This window comes from Williamsia sp. R60, from assembly GCF_054063855.1.
Genome location: NZ_JBSSGR010000001.1, coordinates 1100512 through 1116447, shown reverse-complemented (window position 1 = coordinate 1116447; position 15936 = coordinate 1100512). Strand labels below are relative to the sequence as shown.

At 65.1% G+C, this 15936-nt stretch carries 15 protein-coding genes; 5 read left to right on the top strand and 10 right to left on the bottom strand.

The window, feature by feature from the left end:
• Positions 1–23: 23 nt before the first annotated feature.
• Together ACVWY6_RS04925 and ACVWY6_RS04920 are read left to right on the top strand one after the other, a co-directional pair.
• Positions 24–1544 (top strand): 1,4-alpha-glucan branching protein domain-containing protein, encoded by a 1521-nt coding sequence (locus tag ACVWY6_RS04925; protein ID WP_457536898.1) that lies wholly within the window; start codon positions 24–26, stop codon positions 1542–1544.
• The gene (locus ACVWY6_RS04920; RefSeq protein ID WP_457536458.1) at positions 1541–2812 is read left to right on the top strand and encodes a glycosyltransferase family 4 protein; all 1272 of its coding nucleotides are present in this window, start codon (positions 1541–1543) and stop codon (positions 2810–2812) included. Before ACVWY6_RS04925 ends, ACVWY6_RS04920 begins: the two co-directional genes overlap by 4 nt.
• Positions 2813–2860: 48 nt before the next feature.
• On the opposite strand, the gene ACVWY6_RS04915 is transcribed toward ACVWY6_RS04920, so the two are convergent.
• Entirely contained in the window at positions 2861–3607 is a 747-nt protein-coding gene (locus ACVWY6_RS04915) for an acyltransferase (RefSeq protein ID WP_457536456.1), read from the bottom strand.
• Between the two features lie 94 nt (positions 3608–3701).
• On the opposite strand from ACVWY6_RS04915, the gene ACVWY6_RS04910 reads away from it, so the two are divergent.
• Positions 3702–5003 carry a PQQ-binding-like beta-propeller repeat protein gene (locus ACVWY6_RS04910; RefSeq protein ID WP_457536454.1) on the top strand — a complete coding sequence of 434 codons (1302 nt, stop codon included), beginning with the start codon at positions 3702–3704 and terminating at the stop codon, positions 5001–5003.
• A 21-nt stretch (positions 5004–5024) separates the two neighbouring features.
• Here the strand turns inward: ACVWY6_RS04910 and ACVWY6_RS04905 are convergent, their stop codons facing one another.
• Positions 5025–6215, bottom strand: coding sequence for a THUMP-like domain-containing protein (locus ACVWY6_RS04905; protein WP_457536452.1), 1191 nt, complete (start codon positions 6213–6215; stop codon positions 5025–5027).
• Between the two features lie 36 nt (positions 6216–6251).
• Between ACVWY6_RS04905 and ACVWY6_RS04900 the strand changes: the two genes are divergently transcribed.
• Positions 6252–6965 carry an HNH endonuclease family protein gene (locus tag ACVWY6_RS04900; RefSeq protein WP_457536451.1) on the top strand — a complete coding sequence of 238 codons (714 nt, stop codon included), beginning with the start codon at positions 6252–6254 and terminating at the stop codon, positions 6963–6965.
• 67 nt (positions 6966–7032) lie between these two features.
• Here ACVWY6_RS04900 and ACVWY6_RS04895 read toward each other — a convergent pair whose 3' ends face one another.
• Both ACVWY6_RS04895 and ACVWY6_RS04890 read right to left on the bottom strand, forming a co-directional pair.
• Positions 7033–7998: a class I SAM-dependent methyltransferase gene (locus ACVWY6_RS04895; protein ID WP_031333712.1), complete on the bottom strand. Its 966-nt coding sequence runs from the start codon at positions 7996–7998 to the stop codon at positions 7033–7035.
• A gap of 29 nt (positions 7999–8027) precedes the next feature.
• Positions 8028–8816: an enoyl-CoA hydratase/isomerase family protein gene (locus tag ACVWY6_RS04890; protein ID WP_099384156.1), complete on the bottom strand. Its 789-nt coding sequence runs from the start codon at positions 8814–8816 to the stop codon at positions 8028–8030.
• Between the two features lie 46 nt (positions 8817–8862).
• On the opposite strand from ACVWY6_RS04890, the gene ligD reads away from it, so the two are divergent.
• The gene (gene ligD, locus ACVWY6_RS04885) at positions 8863–9828 is read left to right on the top strand and encodes a non-homologous end-joining DNA ligase (RefSeq protein WP_030172143.1); all 966 of its coding nucleotides are present in this window, start codon (positions 8863–8865) and stop codon (positions 9826–9828) included.
• A 4-nt stretch (positions 9829–9832) separates the two neighbouring features.
• On the opposite strand, the gene ACVWY6_RS04880 is transcribed toward ligD, so the two are convergent.
• The 6 genes from ACVWY6_RS04880 to ctaD all read right to left on the bottom strand — a co-directional run bounded on the left by ACVWY6_RS04880 (position 9833) and on the right by ctaD (position 15836).
• Positions 9833–10642: an NUDIX hydrolase gene (locus ACVWY6_RS04880; RefSeq protein ID WP_457536448.1), complete on the bottom strand. Its 810-nt coding sequence runs from the start codon at positions 10640–10642 to the stop codon at positions 9833–9835.
• Complete coding sequence (locus ACVWY6_RS04875; protein ID WP_062801142.1) at positions 10639–11469, bottom strand: ABC transporter ATP-binding protein; 831 nt, start codon at positions 11467–11469, stop codon at positions 10639–10641. The genes ACVWY6_RS04880 and ACVWY6_RS04875 overlap by 4 nt, the downstream gene beginning before the upstream one ends.
• Before the next feature lie 90 nt (positions 11470–11559).
• Entirely contained in the window at positions 11560–12003 is a 444-nt protein-coding gene (locus ACVWY6_RS04870; RefSeq protein ID WP_400727928.1) for a cupin domain-containing protein, read from the bottom strand.
• Positions 12004–12052: 49 nt separating this feature from the next.
• A complete protein-coding gene (locus ACVWY6_RS04865) occupies positions 12053–12808 on the bottom strand; it encodes an aminoacyl-tRNA hydrolase (RefSeq protein ID WP_457536446.1) in 756 nt (251 codons plus the stop codon).
• Positions 12808–14052, bottom strand: coding sequence for a phosphoserine phosphatase SerB (gene serB, locus ACVWY6_RS04860; RefSeq protein WP_457536897.1), 1245 nt, complete (start codon positions 14050–14052; stop codon positions 12808–12810). The genes ACVWY6_RS04865 and serB overlap by 1 nt, the downstream gene beginning before the upstream one ends.
• 14 nt (positions 14053–14066) lie before the next feature.
• Positions 14067–15836, bottom strand: a complete 1770-nt coding sequence (ctaD, locus tag ACVWY6_RS04855) for an aa3-type cytochrome oxidase subunit I (RefSeq protein ID WP_457536444.1) — start codon at positions 15834–15836, stop codon at positions 14067–14069.
• Between the last annotated feature and the right edge of the window lie 100 nt (positions 15837–15936).

Genomic DNA, 15936 nt, shown 5'->3' with positions numbered 1-15936 from the left:
GGGTCGCAGACGCCGTCCCCGGCATGTTCGCCCTGGTCCTGCACTCGCATCTCCCCTGGCTCGCCAATCACGGCCGATGGCCAGTCGGCGAGGAGTGGCTGTACCAATCGTGGGCCGGCTCCTATCAACGTGTGTTCGCAGTCCTGCGGGGACTGGCAGCAGATGGATACACAGACCAACTGAGTCTCGGGATGACGCCGGTGCTGGCGGCGCAGCTCGATGATCCGCATTGCCTGGATTCGATGTATCAATGGCTCGCGGATTGGCAGCTGCGGGCGGGTGAGGCCGCGGTCGCAGACAGCCGAGACGGCCGGCCCTCCGACATCAACAACCTCGGTGCCCGCGAATACCGCAGTGCGGCAAAAGCTCTCGATGACTTCGGAAGCCATTGGCGCCACGGCGGTTCCCCGCTCATCCGGTCGCTGGTGGACGCGGGAACCGTCGAGTTGCTCGGCGGTCCGCTGGCACATCACTTCGGCCCTCTGCTCGATCCGCGCCTCCGGGCGTTCTCTCTCCGGGAGGGGCTCGCAGATGCGGGCCAACGCTTCGGCGCACGTCCGCGCGGGATCTGGGCACCCGAGTGCGCTTACGCGCCCGGCATGGAAGAGGATTACGACGAAGCCGGCGTCGAGCACTTCATGGTCGACGGCCCTGCGCTGCAAGGGGATACGGCACTCGGACGCCCGGTCAGTGGGAGCGATGTGATCGCGTTCGGCCGGGATCTGCCGGTGTCGTACCGGGTGTGGTCACCGCGCTCGGGATATCCCGGGCACAGCGCCTACCGCGACTTCCACAGTTACGACCACCGATTCGGCCTCAAGGCCTCGCGGGTGACCGGCCGCTCCGTCGCCGCCGGCGACAAGAAGCCGTACGAACCGGAGCGCACCCACGCAGTTGTGCAGCGTCACGTCGACGACTTCGTCACCAACGTCCGAGCCCGGTTGATCGCCGAGACCGAACGGATCGGAAGGCCGGCACTGGTTGTCGCCGCCTTCGACACCGAACTGTTCGGCCATTGGTGGCATGAAGGCCCCCAATGGCTCGATGCAGTGTTGCGTGCACTCCCGCGCGCCGGCGTCCGTGTGGGCAGCCTGCAGAGCGCCAAAGCCGGGGGCTTCGTCGGCGATCCGGTCGACCTTCCCGAGACCTCTTGGGGCTCAGGCAAAGACTGGCGGGTGTGGAACGGGCCGCAGGTCCATGATCTGGTCCGAATCAACGCCGAGGTCGTCGCCGCAGCCCTGGCGACCGTCGACAAACGCATGGACGATCACGGTCGCCGACGTGACCGGGTCAGTGATCAGATCCTGCGCGAGACGCTGATGATGCTGTCATCCGACTGGCCCTTTATGGTGTCGAAGAACACCGCGGCCGACTATGCGCGCCGGCGCCTGTACACCCACGCACACGCTGCCAGAGAGATCTGCGACGCCGCCGACCGGGGTCGCGAACAGTGGGCCGAAACCCTCGCGGCGCGTTGGAATCTCGCCGACAACGTATTCCCCGGACTCGACGCCCGCCGATTGCCGGCCGACGCGATCACATGAGGATCCTGCTCGTCTCCTGGGAGTATCCCCCGGTGGTGGTCGGCGGCCTCGGAAGGCACGTCCACCACCTGGCAACCGAGCTCGCCCGAGCGGGGCACGACGTGGTGGTGTTGTCGCGACAACCCACGGGCAGCGACGGACTCACACATCCGGGCACCGACACGATGTGCGACGGGGTTCGCGTGATCGCCGCGGCCGAAGATCCCCCGCATTTTGTGTTCGGTGAGGACATGATGGCGTGGGTCCTGGCTCTCGGCCATACGCTCATCCGCGCCGGTCTCGGGCTCGGGTATCCGAAAGACGTTGACGGCGAGGGCACGTGGGTGCCCGACGTCGTACACGCCCACGACTGGCTCGTCGCTCATCCGGCGATAGCTCTGGCCGAACACTTCGACGTGCCGTTGGTGAGTACCTTCCACGCCACCGAAGCGGGCAGGCACAGCGGATGGGTCAGCGGACGGGTGAACAAGCAGGTCCACTCGGTGGAGTGGTGGCTGGCAGCCGAGTCCGACGCCGTGATCACCTGTTCGGCGTCGATGCGGGACGAGGTGTATCGGTTGTTCGGCCCCGAACTGGCCGAGATCCACACCATCCACAACGGCATCGACATCGATGCGTGGCCATTCGCGCGCCGCGTCGCGCACGACGGCCCCCCGCGCCTGTTGTTCGCGGGGCGCCTGGAATACGAGAAAGGTGTCCAGGACGCCATCGCGGCCCTTGCACGCATTCGTCGCACCCACCGCGGAGCGGTGCTGACGGTCGCCGGTGACGGCACGCAGTTGTCGTGGCTGCGGGAGGTCGCCCGCGACCACAAGGTGTCGCGGGCGGTCCGTTTCGTCGGTGCCGTCGACAAGGCGGGACTGGCCGAACTGATGAAGGACTGCGACGTGATGGTGCTTCCCAGCAGATACGAACCGTTCGGGATCGTCGCCCTGGAGGCGGCGGCCACCGGCGCCCCGCTGGTCACCTCGACCGCCGGCGGTCTCGGCGAGGCCGTCACCGACCGGGTCACCGGGCTCAGTTTCACCCCGGCCGACGTCGGTGGCCTCACGGCTGCGATCCGAGCCGCTCTCGCCGACCCCGTGGCCGCTCAACAGCGCGCCATCGCCGCGCGCGTCCGGGTGTCACAGGGATTCGCCTGGGACCAGGTGGCGGCGCGCACGGCGGCTGTCTACGAGAAGGCCACGCGGCGCCCACGGCGCCCACTGGGGCGGCCGACCATCGTCGACAGGCCACTGCCCGAGCGGGACCCCGCTCAACCGATCTGATCCGTCGACCTGAAGGCCATCGGGCGCGCCGGTTCGATCCCCCCGGCCTCAATCCCCTTGAGCGGCAGCCTTCTTGCGTTCGATGTCGGCGAGAGCACGCTCCAGTTCTGCTCGCTCGGCAGCGTTGCTCGCCCAGTCGTCCATGCGGTTCTTGACCACTCGCGCCGGCGCACCGACCGCGATGGAGTAGTCCGGGATCGTCCCCTTCACCACCGCGTGAGATCCGAGCACACAACCCCTGCCGACCACGGTGTTGCGGAGCACCGACACCTTGGCGGCGATCCAGGTGTCCGGGCCGATCCGCACGGGCCCCTTGACGATCCCCTGGTCTTTGATGGCAACGGTGATGTCGTCCATCCGGTGGTCGAAGTCGCAGATGTAACACCAGTCCGCGACCAAAGTCGACGCGCCGATCTCGATGTCCAGGTAAGTGTTGACGACGTTGTTCTCACCGAAGACGACCTTGTCGCCGATGCGCAGCGAACCCTCGTGGCACCTGATCGAGTTCCCGTCTCCGATGTGTACCCACCGGCCGATCTCGAGCCGGGACAGTTCAGGGGTCGCGTGGATCTCCACGTTCTTGCCGAGGAACACCATCCCGCGCAGGATCACGTGTGGGTTGGCGAGTTTGAACCGGAGGAGCCGCACATACCGCACCAGATACCAGGGTGTGTACGCCCGATGTTCCAGCACCCACCGCAGCGATTCCCGGGTGAGGAAACGGGCCTGCTCCGGTTCCCGCCGCATTCCAGCACGCCACCGGCGATGCAGCGGTGCGTTCCACATGCTCGTCATGGATACGAACACTAATGGACGCCGATACCCGATCCTGCGGGTCACTCGCGATAGGCTCAGGCCCGATCTGCCGAAGCAAACGAAGAGGAGCACGATGGGGCGCCGGACCACCGCACGAGCCGCCGCGGCCCTGGTGATGTTGCTGGCCGTTCTGCTAAGTTCATGCTCTGACGGTGTCGACGACGTGCGTTCGGTGGCCAGCGCAGGCTGGTCCAGCTATGGGGGTAACGCCCACAACTCGAACTTCGTGTATCCCAAGACCGGCGAACTCGAGCTCTCGTGGTCGCGGCCGGTCGGTGGGCCGATCTCCTCGCCCCTGACGATCTCTGGTCGATCCAACGTAGGCGTCACGGCCGCCACACCCGGGGGCTGCAACACATTCCTCTTCGATCAGCGGGCCGGGCGAAAGAACTTCTGCAAGTACTACGGACCGGGCATCGAACTCAATTCGATGCTGTTCGATCAGTACGAGAACATCTACATCGGTGACGCCGGCATGTTTTACGGGCTCAACGGAGCAGGTGATTTCCGGTGGCGTTTCGGCGTCGTCGGCGTGCCGCTCTCGGCAAAGTTCGCGGCGCCCGGGCTGGTGCTGATGGTGAGCCACCTCGGCCAGATCCTGCTGTTCGACTCGCAGACCGGCAAACTTGCCGCGCCGGGTATCGCGTTGCGTCCTGATGCCGACCCGGCACAGCCGCTGTACGGCCTCGGCGACTGCGTCTCGGGTGGTCCTCGTTGCCCCGTCCAGGCGCCTCCCGCAGTCGATTCCGATCGCGAGCGCTTCTATCTGAACTACTGGCCCGAGGGTGTCATCGCATCTGGGGTCCGCGGCTACGACTACTCCGAGGTGAACGGCACCCGCTCGATTCGCGAGTCGTGGAAAGCGGAGATCCCGGGCGGCGTCATCGGGACGCCCACCTTGTCGGCCGACGGTCGCACGCTGTACGTGTTCAACCGCCTCGGCAGCATTTACGCTCTCGACGCCCTCACCGGCACGCCCAAATGGGACTACTTCGTGGACAACTACGGTTTCGGGACGATGACCGTCTCACCCGACGGCCTGATCATCCCGACCGGACTGCTCAACGCACCGGTGCGCGCCTACCGAGATCTGGGCGACAAGGCCGAACGAGTGTGGCAACGCACCGATGTGCAATCGGTGGGGCTGTCGGCACTCACCACCTCCGGGACCGCCTGGACGGTCGTGCGCGAGAACAACGCGGACGAACTGACATTGATGGAGGTAGATTCCGCCGACGGTGCCACTGTGCGGAAGTTTGCGATCCCCGGGTCGGTCGGTTTCACCACGGGTGTGGCCGTGTCGAACACCGGGCAGGTCGCGACTGCGACCAACCTCGGTGAGGTCTACTTCTACGACGCACCGAAGGACAAATAGACCGCACACATCCGGTGGTCATCAGCGTTGCCGCACCCCCTCTTCGCAGATGAACATCACCCCGCGCCGCCCGATCCTGGTGATCACCACAGCGTGGGCCGCAGAACCCTTGAGTTTCAGTCTCTTCCGCAACCTGTCGGGGTCGATGTCGACACCACGAACCAGTATTTCGAGGGTGCCACAACCCAACTCGGCCAGGCGCCGCTTGAGGTGTTTCTCCGAGAAGTTGAACTGTTCCATGACCCGCCATCCGCGTTCACCCCTCGGCAAGTGATCGCCGCTGAGATAGGCGATCTGGGGGTCGAGTTGCCACAGCCGGTGGGCTTTGGCGAAGTGGCGGACCAGACCGGCCCGGACGACGGCGCCGTCCGGGTCCAAGATCCACTCCCCTGCGTCATCGACGCCTGCATCGTCGTCGGCAGCGTCGGTGATCTCGAAACCTGAGCCGTCCGTGCGGATCACGGTTGCCCGGCGCTTGACGCCAGGGCGGGGGTCATTCCACAGGCACGCTTCGCGTACCGCGCCGTTCAGCGAGATGATCTGTACTTCGCCGGCGAATCCGTAACGATCGCGCAAGAGTCGGTAGTCGAGCCCGGGCGCGCACTTGACCACCAGTGAACGGCCGGCGTAGACGGTCAGCAGTTCCAGGAGGGGCGGCGCGGTGTCCTCGATCCGGAAGCTCCGGCGACCCCCGCTGCGGCGTGCGGGGTCGGCCACATGGACGTCGGCAGCACTCGTCGGCGTGAGTGCATCGGCGCGGGCCAGCGCGGCCTGGGGCACGTTGTGCGCCGCCATCGCCAACCTGATCTGGTCGATGTCGCTGCCGATCACGCCGCCCAACCCGTCGGCGTGCGTCAGCGACGCGAGATCGGCGCCTACCGAGCAGGTGACGTCATGGACGGTGGCACCGGGATATCGGGCGGCGAGTTCAGCTGCCCGGTGATCGGCGACCGGGTAGGCGGTGGCCTGTTGCAGGGCGTCAGAGGTCAGCAGCCAGCGATGCGGGTCGCGCAGTTTCCCGACTGCCCGACGGCGGCACGAGACCGTCTCCACCAGCGCCGCCTGCCGTCCGGGATAGGCCGCGGTCAGGCGTCCGATGTCACTCATCAATGAATCCGGCTGCAGAGCAAGCGAATCCGCCAACCGCAGTGCCTCGCGTCCGGTTTCGGAACGGAGGAACGCCACATCGTCGGTCGAGAAGTCGTAGCCCACGGGTATAACAGTATCCGTGCCGAAATCGAGGAGAACGTGAACCGACCCGAACAGGGCCGCCACCTGGCGCTCACGTTGTTGAGTGTGCTGGCAGTCGCCTCCTGTCAGATCGAGGACGCGCCCGTCCCGCCCGGGAGTCAGACCGCGGCCCGCCCTGCCCAACCTGACGCGCCGACGGCCCAGAGCGCCGCGATTGCTCAGCTCGACTCGCTGACGGTCAAGGGCCGTGCGCCCAAAACCGGCTACAGCCGCGAACAATTCGGGCAGGCCTGGACCGACGACGTGAATGTCGCACAGGGCCACAACGGATGTGACACCCGCAACGACATCCTGCGTCGCGACCTGACTGTTGTCACGACCAAGCCCGGTACACGCGAATGTGTCATTCTCACCGGCGTCCTGGACGACCCCTACACCGGCCGTCGCATCGACTTCGTCCGAGGCGAGAAGACCTCTCCTGCAGTGCAAATCGACCACGTGGTGGCGCTGTCCGACGCCTGGCAGAAGGGAGCAGCGCAATGGGACCGCACCAAGCGGACAGACTTCGCGAACGACCCGGCCAATCTGCAGGCCACCGACGGGCCGACCAACCAGAGCAAGGGCGCAGGTGATGCGGCCACCTGGCTTCCACCCGACAAGTCCTACCGTTGCACCTACGTGTCCCGCCAGATCGACGTCAAGGCGCGTTACAGCCTGTGGGTCACGGAGGCCGAGAAACAAGCCATGGCCCAGATCGTGGCCACCTGCTGATCGACTACACGGACCGGGGTGTCGCCGTGAGCGCCTGCATCCTTTCCTGACACAGGAGGGCCCGGGACTACTCCGGCTTGGTGCCCGTGATGATCACGTTGTAGAAGAACTTGGGCGGCACCACTTTTCGCAAGATGTTCTCGTCCACCCAGGTGAGCCGCTTCCAGCCGCCGAACGCGAACCGCGCCCAGCCCCAGCCCAGCTTTTCCGGCGGAACGGCTGCCTCGAAGGTCCGAACCGGCCAGCCGAGCATGGCGGCGGCAAACTCTTCGGTTGCGGTCTTCACGTTCACAGCTCCGGCAGATGTGGACATCCGCTCCAGGTCGCTGGGATCAAAGGTGTGGATGTCGACGACCGCTTCGAGCGCCGCAGCGCGCGACGACTCGTCGAGTTCGGCCTGCGGTCGGCGCCAGCCTTGCAGCGGCCCCAGTTTGGTGACCTTCGTCGTCGCTGCCCACGTGGCACGCGAGAGCCACCGTGCGTAGAAGTCACCGATGGTCGACGGTTCGCCGGCAAAGATGAACCGTCCCCCGGGTTTGAGTACTCGCAGCACCTCGCGCAGCGACTTCTCGACGTCGGGGATGTGATGGAGCACCGCGTGACCCACCACGAGGTCGAAGGTGTTGTCGTCGTAGGGAATCGTCTCCGCGTCGGCCACCCGGCCATCGACGTCGAGGCCCAGGTTCGCCGCGTTGCGCAACGCCACCTTCACCATGCCCGGCGACAAGTCGGTCACCGAACCTTTTGTCGCGATCCCACCCTGCATGAGATTGAGCAGGAAAAAACCCGTGCCACAACCCAATTCGAGCGCGTGCCCGTACGGCAACGGCTCGTCGGCCGCAACGGCGTCGAAGCGACCCCTGGCGTAGTCGATGCAGCGCTCGTCGTAGCTGATCGACCACTTGTCGTCATAGGTCTCGGCTTCCCAGTCGTGGTAGAGAACCTGCGCGAGCTTGGTGTCTGCGAGCGCGGCCTCGACCTCGTCCGCGGTGGCATGCGGGTTGGGAGCGGGATCACTGGTAGGCGAAGTCATTGGTTCCACAACTACTTTCGGATCGATACTCATTTACCTGTGAACTCTGCTTTGCCCGGGCCGTTCTCGACAAACGACGCCATACCGATCGCACGGTCGTCGGTGGAGAACAACGCGGCGAACAGATGCTCCTCGATCTTGAGGCCGGTGCGCAGGTCGACGTCGAGACCTTGGTCGATGGCCGCCTTGGCTGCGGCAAGCGCCACGCTGGCCGCGCCGGAGAACTTCGACGCCCACCGAAGCGCCGCGTTGTAGACCTCGTCCGGAGCGACGACCTCGTCGACGAGCCCGATCTGCAGGGCTTCGGCGGCGCCGACGAACCGGCCCGTGAACACCATGTCCTTGGCCTTGGCGGGCCCGATCAGCCGTGCCAGGCGCTGGGTGCCCCCACCACCCGGGATGACGCCGAGAAGGATCTCAGGGACGCCGAGCTTCGCATTGTCGCCGGCGATCCGGCGATCGGCACCGAGCGCAACTTCCAGCCCGCCGCCGAGGGCGTACCCCGTGATGGCCGCAACGGTCGGCTTGGGGATGGCGGCGATGGAACTCAGACCGTCTTGCAACTGGCCGGCGACCTTACGCATCTCGGCGTAGGTCATATCGTTCATCTCTTTGATGTCGGCCCCTGCGGCAAGCACTTTCGGTCCGCCATAGACAACAACCGATTTGATGTCGTCACGGCGGGTGGCTTCGCGGGCGGCGTCGGCCAATTCACTCTGCACCTGCCGGCTCAGAGCATTCATCGGAGGGCGGTTGAGAAGAATCGTGCCGACCCCGGGGAACTCGTCGGACGTCTGCAATGTGACGAACTCAGGCATGTATCGGAGGCTACCGGGTGTCCGGTTCATCCCCTACTGTCGGGGGATGGCAGCTAGCTCGCACGGCGAGCCGATCGAGATCTCCGTGGGCGACCGCGTCGTGCGCGTATCGAGTCCTGAACGGGTGTACTTCCCCGCCCGGGGCGAGACCAAGCTGGATCTGGTCAACTACTACCTCGCCGTCGGTGACGGAATCGTTCGCGCACTGCTCGACAGGCCATGCATGTTGCACCGGTATCCCAAGGGCGTTGCCGGACAAAAGGTGCATCAGAAGCGCATCCCGTCCGGAGCACCTCCCTGGCTGGAGACGGTGAACATCTACTTCCCCCGATTCGGCCGGACGGCCGACGAGGTCTGCGTCACCGAATTGGGCAGTGTCATCTGGGCGGTGCAGATGTCGACCGTCGAGTTCCACCCATGGAACTCGCGTCGTTTCGACACCGAGAAGCCCGACGAATGGCGCATCGACCTCGACCCGATGCCCGACTGCCCGTTCGACAGGGTGCGCCGCAGTGCACACGTCGCCCATGAGGTACTCGATGAGTTGGGCATGACGGGCTATCCGAAGACATCCGGCGGCTCGGGCCTGCACATCTACGTTCGGATCGAGCCCGAGTGGGGTTTCGCCGACGTCCGCCGCGCGGCGCATGCCTTTGCCCGGGAGGTGGAACGCCGCGCCCCTGACGACGTGACCACCACGTGGTGGCGCAAGGACCGCGACCCCGCCGCGGTGTTCGTCGACTACAACCAGAACACCCGCGACCACACGATCGCGAGCGCCTACTCGGTTCGGGGCAATCCAGAGGGAACGGTGTCGACCCCGATCCGCTGGGACGAGATCGACGATGTGGAACCGAAGGAATTCACGATCGCGACGGTTCCGGCCCGGTTCGCCGAACTCGGTGACCTGCATTCGGCGATCGACGACCACGCCTACCGGCTGGACACACTCCTCGAATGGGCCGACCGCGACGAGCGTGAGGGTGCCGCACCGCCGCCCGAGCCCGAGTGACCCCTCAGGCCAGATCCGTCCGGTAGCGGCGGTAGTCGGATTCCCCGTCGAACCGGACACGCATCCGCTCGCCGGTCGACACGACCTCAGGGAGGATCGTCTCGATCTCGCGTTCGGCCGCGAGCAGGTCGGCAAGACTGCCGTAGGAGCTGATCTCCTTGAGTTGAGTCCAGGTGGGCGGCAACAGGAAGTGTTTCCCGTCGTCCCAGGCCTCGAGCGCCGCCCGAGGCGTCGCCCACGCTGTCTCCGCGGCCTCGGTGGTCTCACCGTCTGCCTGTTGGCCTTCGGGCAGAGCAGCGAGGAAGAACCGGGTGTCGTAGCGACGGCTCTCCCCGATCGGCGTGATCCAGTGCGCGAGCGGACGCAACAGGTCCGCGCGCAACGACAGGTCGTGCTCACGGAGGAACTGGGCGAACGACAACGATTTGTCGACAAGAGCTGCCCGCTCGGCGGTGAGGGCAGAGCTGTCGGGGAACGTGCCATCCGGGCGTGCGGCGAGCAGCACACCGCATTCCTCGAACAGCTCACGTACGGCCGCGCACACCAGGGCCTGTGCGGTGGCCGCATCGGTGTTGAAGCGCTCCGCCCACCAGTGCTCGTCGGGCCCGATCCAGGCGAGATCAGCCTCGGCGTCGCGGCGGTCGACGCCGCCACCCGGGAACACGGTCATCCCGCCGGCAAACGCCATCTGCTTGACCCGCCGCATCAGGAAGACCTCGATGGGCTGCTCATCGACCCCGCCCCGGACGAGCACCACGGTTGCCGCATCGCGCACCGGGACCGATTCGGGATCCGGCGTCTGTGTCGAGCTCATTCGGCACGCCGCCGATGGCCACCCGCGCGACGTGCCCGCCGAGCGAAGAAACGACCGCCGGTGTTGGTCAGCACGATCGACTGGCTGAAGGCACTCGAAAGGTTCTCCGACGTGACCACATCCTCGATCAGGCCTTGGGAGACCACCGCACCCTCCTTCAGGAGCATCGCGTGTGTGAACCCGTTCGGGATCTCTTCCACGTGATGTGTCACCAGAACGATCGCAGGGGCGTCGGGATCGGCCGCGAGGACCTCGAGTCGCGCAACCAATTCTTCGCGCCCGCCCAGGTCGAGCCCCGCGGCCGGTTCATCGAGAAGGAGCAGCTCGGGATTGATCATCAGGGCACGCGCGACCAGAACCCGTTTGCGCTCGCCCTCGGACAACGTGCCGAAGGTGCGGTCGGCGAGGTGTTCGGCACCCATCGATTCGAGGGTTTCCAGGGCCTGTTCGCGGTCGACCTGGTCGTACTCCTCTTTCCATCGGCCGAGCACCGAGTAGCCGGCGGAGATGACGAGGTCACTCACCCTTTCGTCATCGGGGATGCGTTCGCCGAGCAACGCTGACGTGACGCCGATACGAGTGGTGAGCTCTCTCATCTCGGTGCGACCGACCTGCTCACCCAGCAGGAACGCGCTTCCACTGCTCGGATGGGTCTGTGCGGCGGCCATGCGCATCAGCGAGGTCTTCCCGGCCCCGTTGGGACCGAGGATCACCCACCGTTCGTCCAGTTCCACCTTCCAGGTGATCGGCCCCACCAAGGTGTTGCCGGAGCGTCGCAGGGCGACATCCTCGAAGTCGATCAGCAGGTCCGGATCCGTTTCACGCACCCCCCTATCGTGCCGCACCGGGACACGAAGGCGGCGCAGGCGGGCCGAACACGTTCGGCACTTTGCCGACCGGGTCTGTGGTCCCCGAGGTCAGTGCATGGTGAAGTCGGCAAAGTCGAAGCCGGGCACGACAATACAACTGACCAGCGACGGTTCGTCTCCATGCGGCTGGGCGCGCTGCCATTCGCCAGGCGCGACGATGTATTGCGGGCGATGACCGGCGGTGATGTCGGCGCCGACCAGCACGGTTCGTTCACCGGCAGGCTCAGGTCCATCACCACCGAGACCGAGGGCCACCGGAGCCCCGCGGTGATACAGCCAAATCTCAGCACTGCGCACGGTGTGCCACGCGGATTGCTGCCCCGGCAACAGCAGGAACAAAATTGCCGTCCCGGCCGCTCGCTCAGCCGGATACCCCGGTGGCAGAACATCTTTCGGGATGGTCAGATCGCTCACCCAGGTCTGCCGGTAGAACCCGCCTTCAGGATGCGGTTCCAGTTGCAGTTGGGCGGCCCAGTCGGGGAGCTCGGTCATGGCGCCAGACTAATCGGCGGAGACGGAGCGCAGCGGAGCTCGACCGGAATCACCGAGAGCCCAGGCCGTCCTGCCCGATCTCGGCGATCACGGTCACCGAGCCCGGCGCGATCTCGGTGAAGCCGGCATCACGCACCGCAACCGCATGACCGGTGAGGTCGGCGTCGATCAGCCGGGTCCAGTCGGTCCGCGACGCGGTGCGCACCCGTACTGGGCATCCATCGGACCACCATCGCTCGGCGTCCTCCGACGACATCAACCGGACGACCAGCATCGCAGCGTGCCCGACCTGTGCGGCGAGCTTCCCGACCGTCATCTCGAGAGTCGGATTGACCCACAGCACCGGCCCGGCGCCTACGTCGGCATCGTCGCCGGGCACGTCGGTGCCCCCGATCTGGAGGCGTCCGATCCGCCGATCGATGTCGCCGACCGGTCCGGGGACGATGGCCCGGGCCTCGGCCGAACCGCATCGCGCGGTGACCCCCGGGACTTCTTGTGCCGCACTCCAATGCGATCCACGTGCGCGGCGCGCGATCTTACGGATCCGCGCGTCGCACCACGCGTCCATCGGTTCCGACCACGGGCCGTCGCCGCCCGAGCGCGGATCGAGGCACAATGCCGCGACCGCGGAAGCCGCAGCGTTGAGTAGCTCGGTCCTGGGCGGAGGATCGGTCTTGGGGATGTGCAGCACCATCGGCATCGCCAGCACCTGGCCCGGATCGAGCGGATCCGAACCGCCACCGACGTACTCGGTCAGGCGCCGGTACCGCTGCACAAAAGTGTTGTCGGCGTCGGGCGCGACCATCAGTTCAACGGCACCCGGCGCAACACACCATCGACGGCGTCCGCGGCCTCGATCTCGTCGCGTGTGACACCGAGGATGAAGAGGACGGCGTCCAGGAACGGGTGCGACAGCGCGGCGTCGGCAACTTCCTGCAATGCCGGTTTGGCATTGAAGGCAATTCCGAGGCCGGCGACTGTCAGCATGTCGATGTCGTTGGCCCCGTCACCGACCGCGATGGTCTGCTCCATCGGCACACCGACGCTGTCGGCAAACGCACGCAAGGCCTTCGCCTTCCCGGCCCGGTCGACGATTTCGCCTTTCACCCGGCCGGTGAGCTTGCCCTCGGAGATCTCCAGCGTGTTCGCCTTCACGAAGTCGAGCTCGAGTTCGTGGGCCAGCGGCTCGATGACCTGCCGGAAGCCACCCGACACCACGCCGCAGTGGTAACCCATGCGGTGGAGGGTGCGGATGGTCGTCCGGGCACCGGGCGTGAGCTGCAGTTCCATCGCCACTTCGTCGAGCACCGATACGTCGAGACCGGCAAGTGCGGCCACACGCTGGTGGAGAGACTCCGCGAAGTCGAGCTCACCTCGCATGGCAGCCTCTGTGACTGCGGCGACCTCTTGTTCGCGGCCTGCCCGGGCCGCGAGCATTTCGATGACCTCACCCTGGATCAGGGTGGAGTCGACGTCGAACACGATGAGGCGCTTGGCCCGCCGGGCCAGACCGCCTCGCTCGACGGCCACATCGATGCCGTACTTGCTGGCCACGGCGGCGAGTCCCTGACGCAACGCGGCATCGGCGGCGACGCTGTCCTTGTCGACGCTGATGAGTAGTTCGAGTCCGGTGACCGGATAGTCCGCGATTCCGCGAATGGAGTCGATGTTGCCGCCCTGGCGGGCGAGCTCGCCGGCAAGTGCGCTGAATCCCTTGGCGCTGACCGGGCTACCGAGGATCACCACAGCGTGGGTGGACAGCCTGCGGTCGCCGTTGACCGCTCCCACCTCGACCGTGACATCGATTCCGAGGGAATCCATCGCCTGCTCGATGACCTCTTGCAACTCTTCGCTGTCGCCGATGCAGCTCACCAGCACACCGAGGGTGAGGCGACCGCGGATCACCACCTGCTCGACGTCCAGCACGCTGACGTTGCGGGTGGACAGGGCTCCGAACAGTACCGACGTGACGCCTGGCTTGTCGTGACCGGTGACCGTGATCAGCACCGAGGTGCCGAGAGGTCTTGCTTCTTCCGAGCTTTGGCTGATGTTGTGTCCCACCGTCAGAACGAGTTGGGTTCGGTGGATGACTCGGTGCCACCGACCGTCAAAGGATCACGCTTGGTCTGTTCCGCTTTTTCGCTGGCGTGGCCGACGTGTGCTTCTTCACGCATCCGGTCGACCATGTGCGGGTAATGCAACTCGAACGCCGGACGCTCCGAACGGATCCGCGGCAGCTCGGTGAAGTTGTGCCGCGGCGGCGGGCAACTGGTCGCCCACTCCAACGAGTTACCAAAGCCCCACGGATCATCCACCGTCACCACCTCGCCATACCGGTAGCTACGGAACACATTCCACAAGAACGGCAACGTCGACGCACCCAGAATGAACGCACCCACCGTCGACACGATGTTCAACGAGGTGAACCCATCGGTGGACAGATAATCGGCATACCGACGCGGCATACCCTCGTTACCCAACCAGTGCTGCACCAAGAACGTGGTGTGGAAACCGATCATCGTCAACCAGAAGTGGATCTTGCCCAAACGCTCATCAAGCATCCGGCCAGTCATCTTCGGGAACCAGAAATAGATACCGGCATACGTCGCGAACACAATCGTGCCGAACAACACGTAATGGAAGTGCGCCACCACGAAGTAACTGTCAGACAAGTGGAAATCCAACGGCGGGCTCGCCAACAACACACCGGTCAGACCACCGAACAAGAACGTCACCAAAAAGCCCACCGAAAACAGCATCGGCGTCTCGAACGTGATGTGACCCTTCCACATCGTCCCGATCCAGTTGAAGAACTTCACACCCGTCGGCACCGCGATGATGAACGTCATGAACGAGAAGAACGGCAACAGCACAGCCCCGGTGGCATACATGTGATGTGCCCACACCGCCACCGACAGAGCTGCAATCGCCAACGTGGCATAGACGAGTGTCGAGTAGCCGAAGATCGGTTTACGAGAGAAGACCGGGAAGATCTCCGACACGATCCCGAAGAACGGCAACGCAATGATGTACACCTCGGGATGACCGAAGAACCAGAACAAGTGCTGCCACAAAATCGCACCACCATTGGACGGGTCATACAGATGCGCCCCGAACTGCCGATCAACCTCCAACCCCATCAACGCCGCCGTCAACAACGGGAACGCCAGCAGGATCAGCACACTCGTCTCCAAAATGTTCCCCGTGCAAATCGGCATCCGGAACATCGTCATACCCGGCGCACGCAAACACACCACCGTCGTGATCATGTTCACCGCACCCAAAATCGTGCCCAGACCCGACACACCCAGACCCAAAATCCACATATCCGCACCCGGACCCGGCGAATGCACCGCATCAGTCAACGGCGTATACGCAGTCCAACCGAAGTCAGCCGCACCACCCGGAGTGATGAACCCGGCAATCGCCACCGTCGAACCGAACACGAACAACCAAAAACTGAACGCATTCAACCGCGGGAACGCCACATCGGGCGCACCGATCTGCAACGGCAACACCACGTTGGCAAACCCGATCACAATCGGCGTCGCATACATCAGCAACATCACCGTGCCATGCATGGTGAACAACTGGTTGTACTGCTCAGTCGACAAGAACTGCAGACCAGGAGCCGTCAACTCCGTACGCATCAGCAACGCCATCAAGCCACCGATGAGGAAAAACGCAAAACACGCAACCAAATACATGATGCCCAGCATCTTGTGATCGGTCGTCGTCAACATCTTGTAGATGAACGAACCCTTGGCACCCGTGCGCTCGGGATAAGGCCGAACCGGAGCCACCTGAGTGGTGGGCTGGTCTACCGCGGTCACTGATCCTCCTGTGGCCGATCTGCTCATCTGTGTGTTGGGCAGCATGACGTGAAACTCAGCTGATCGTAAACCCTCACACCCTCATCAGCCGAGCCGGTCC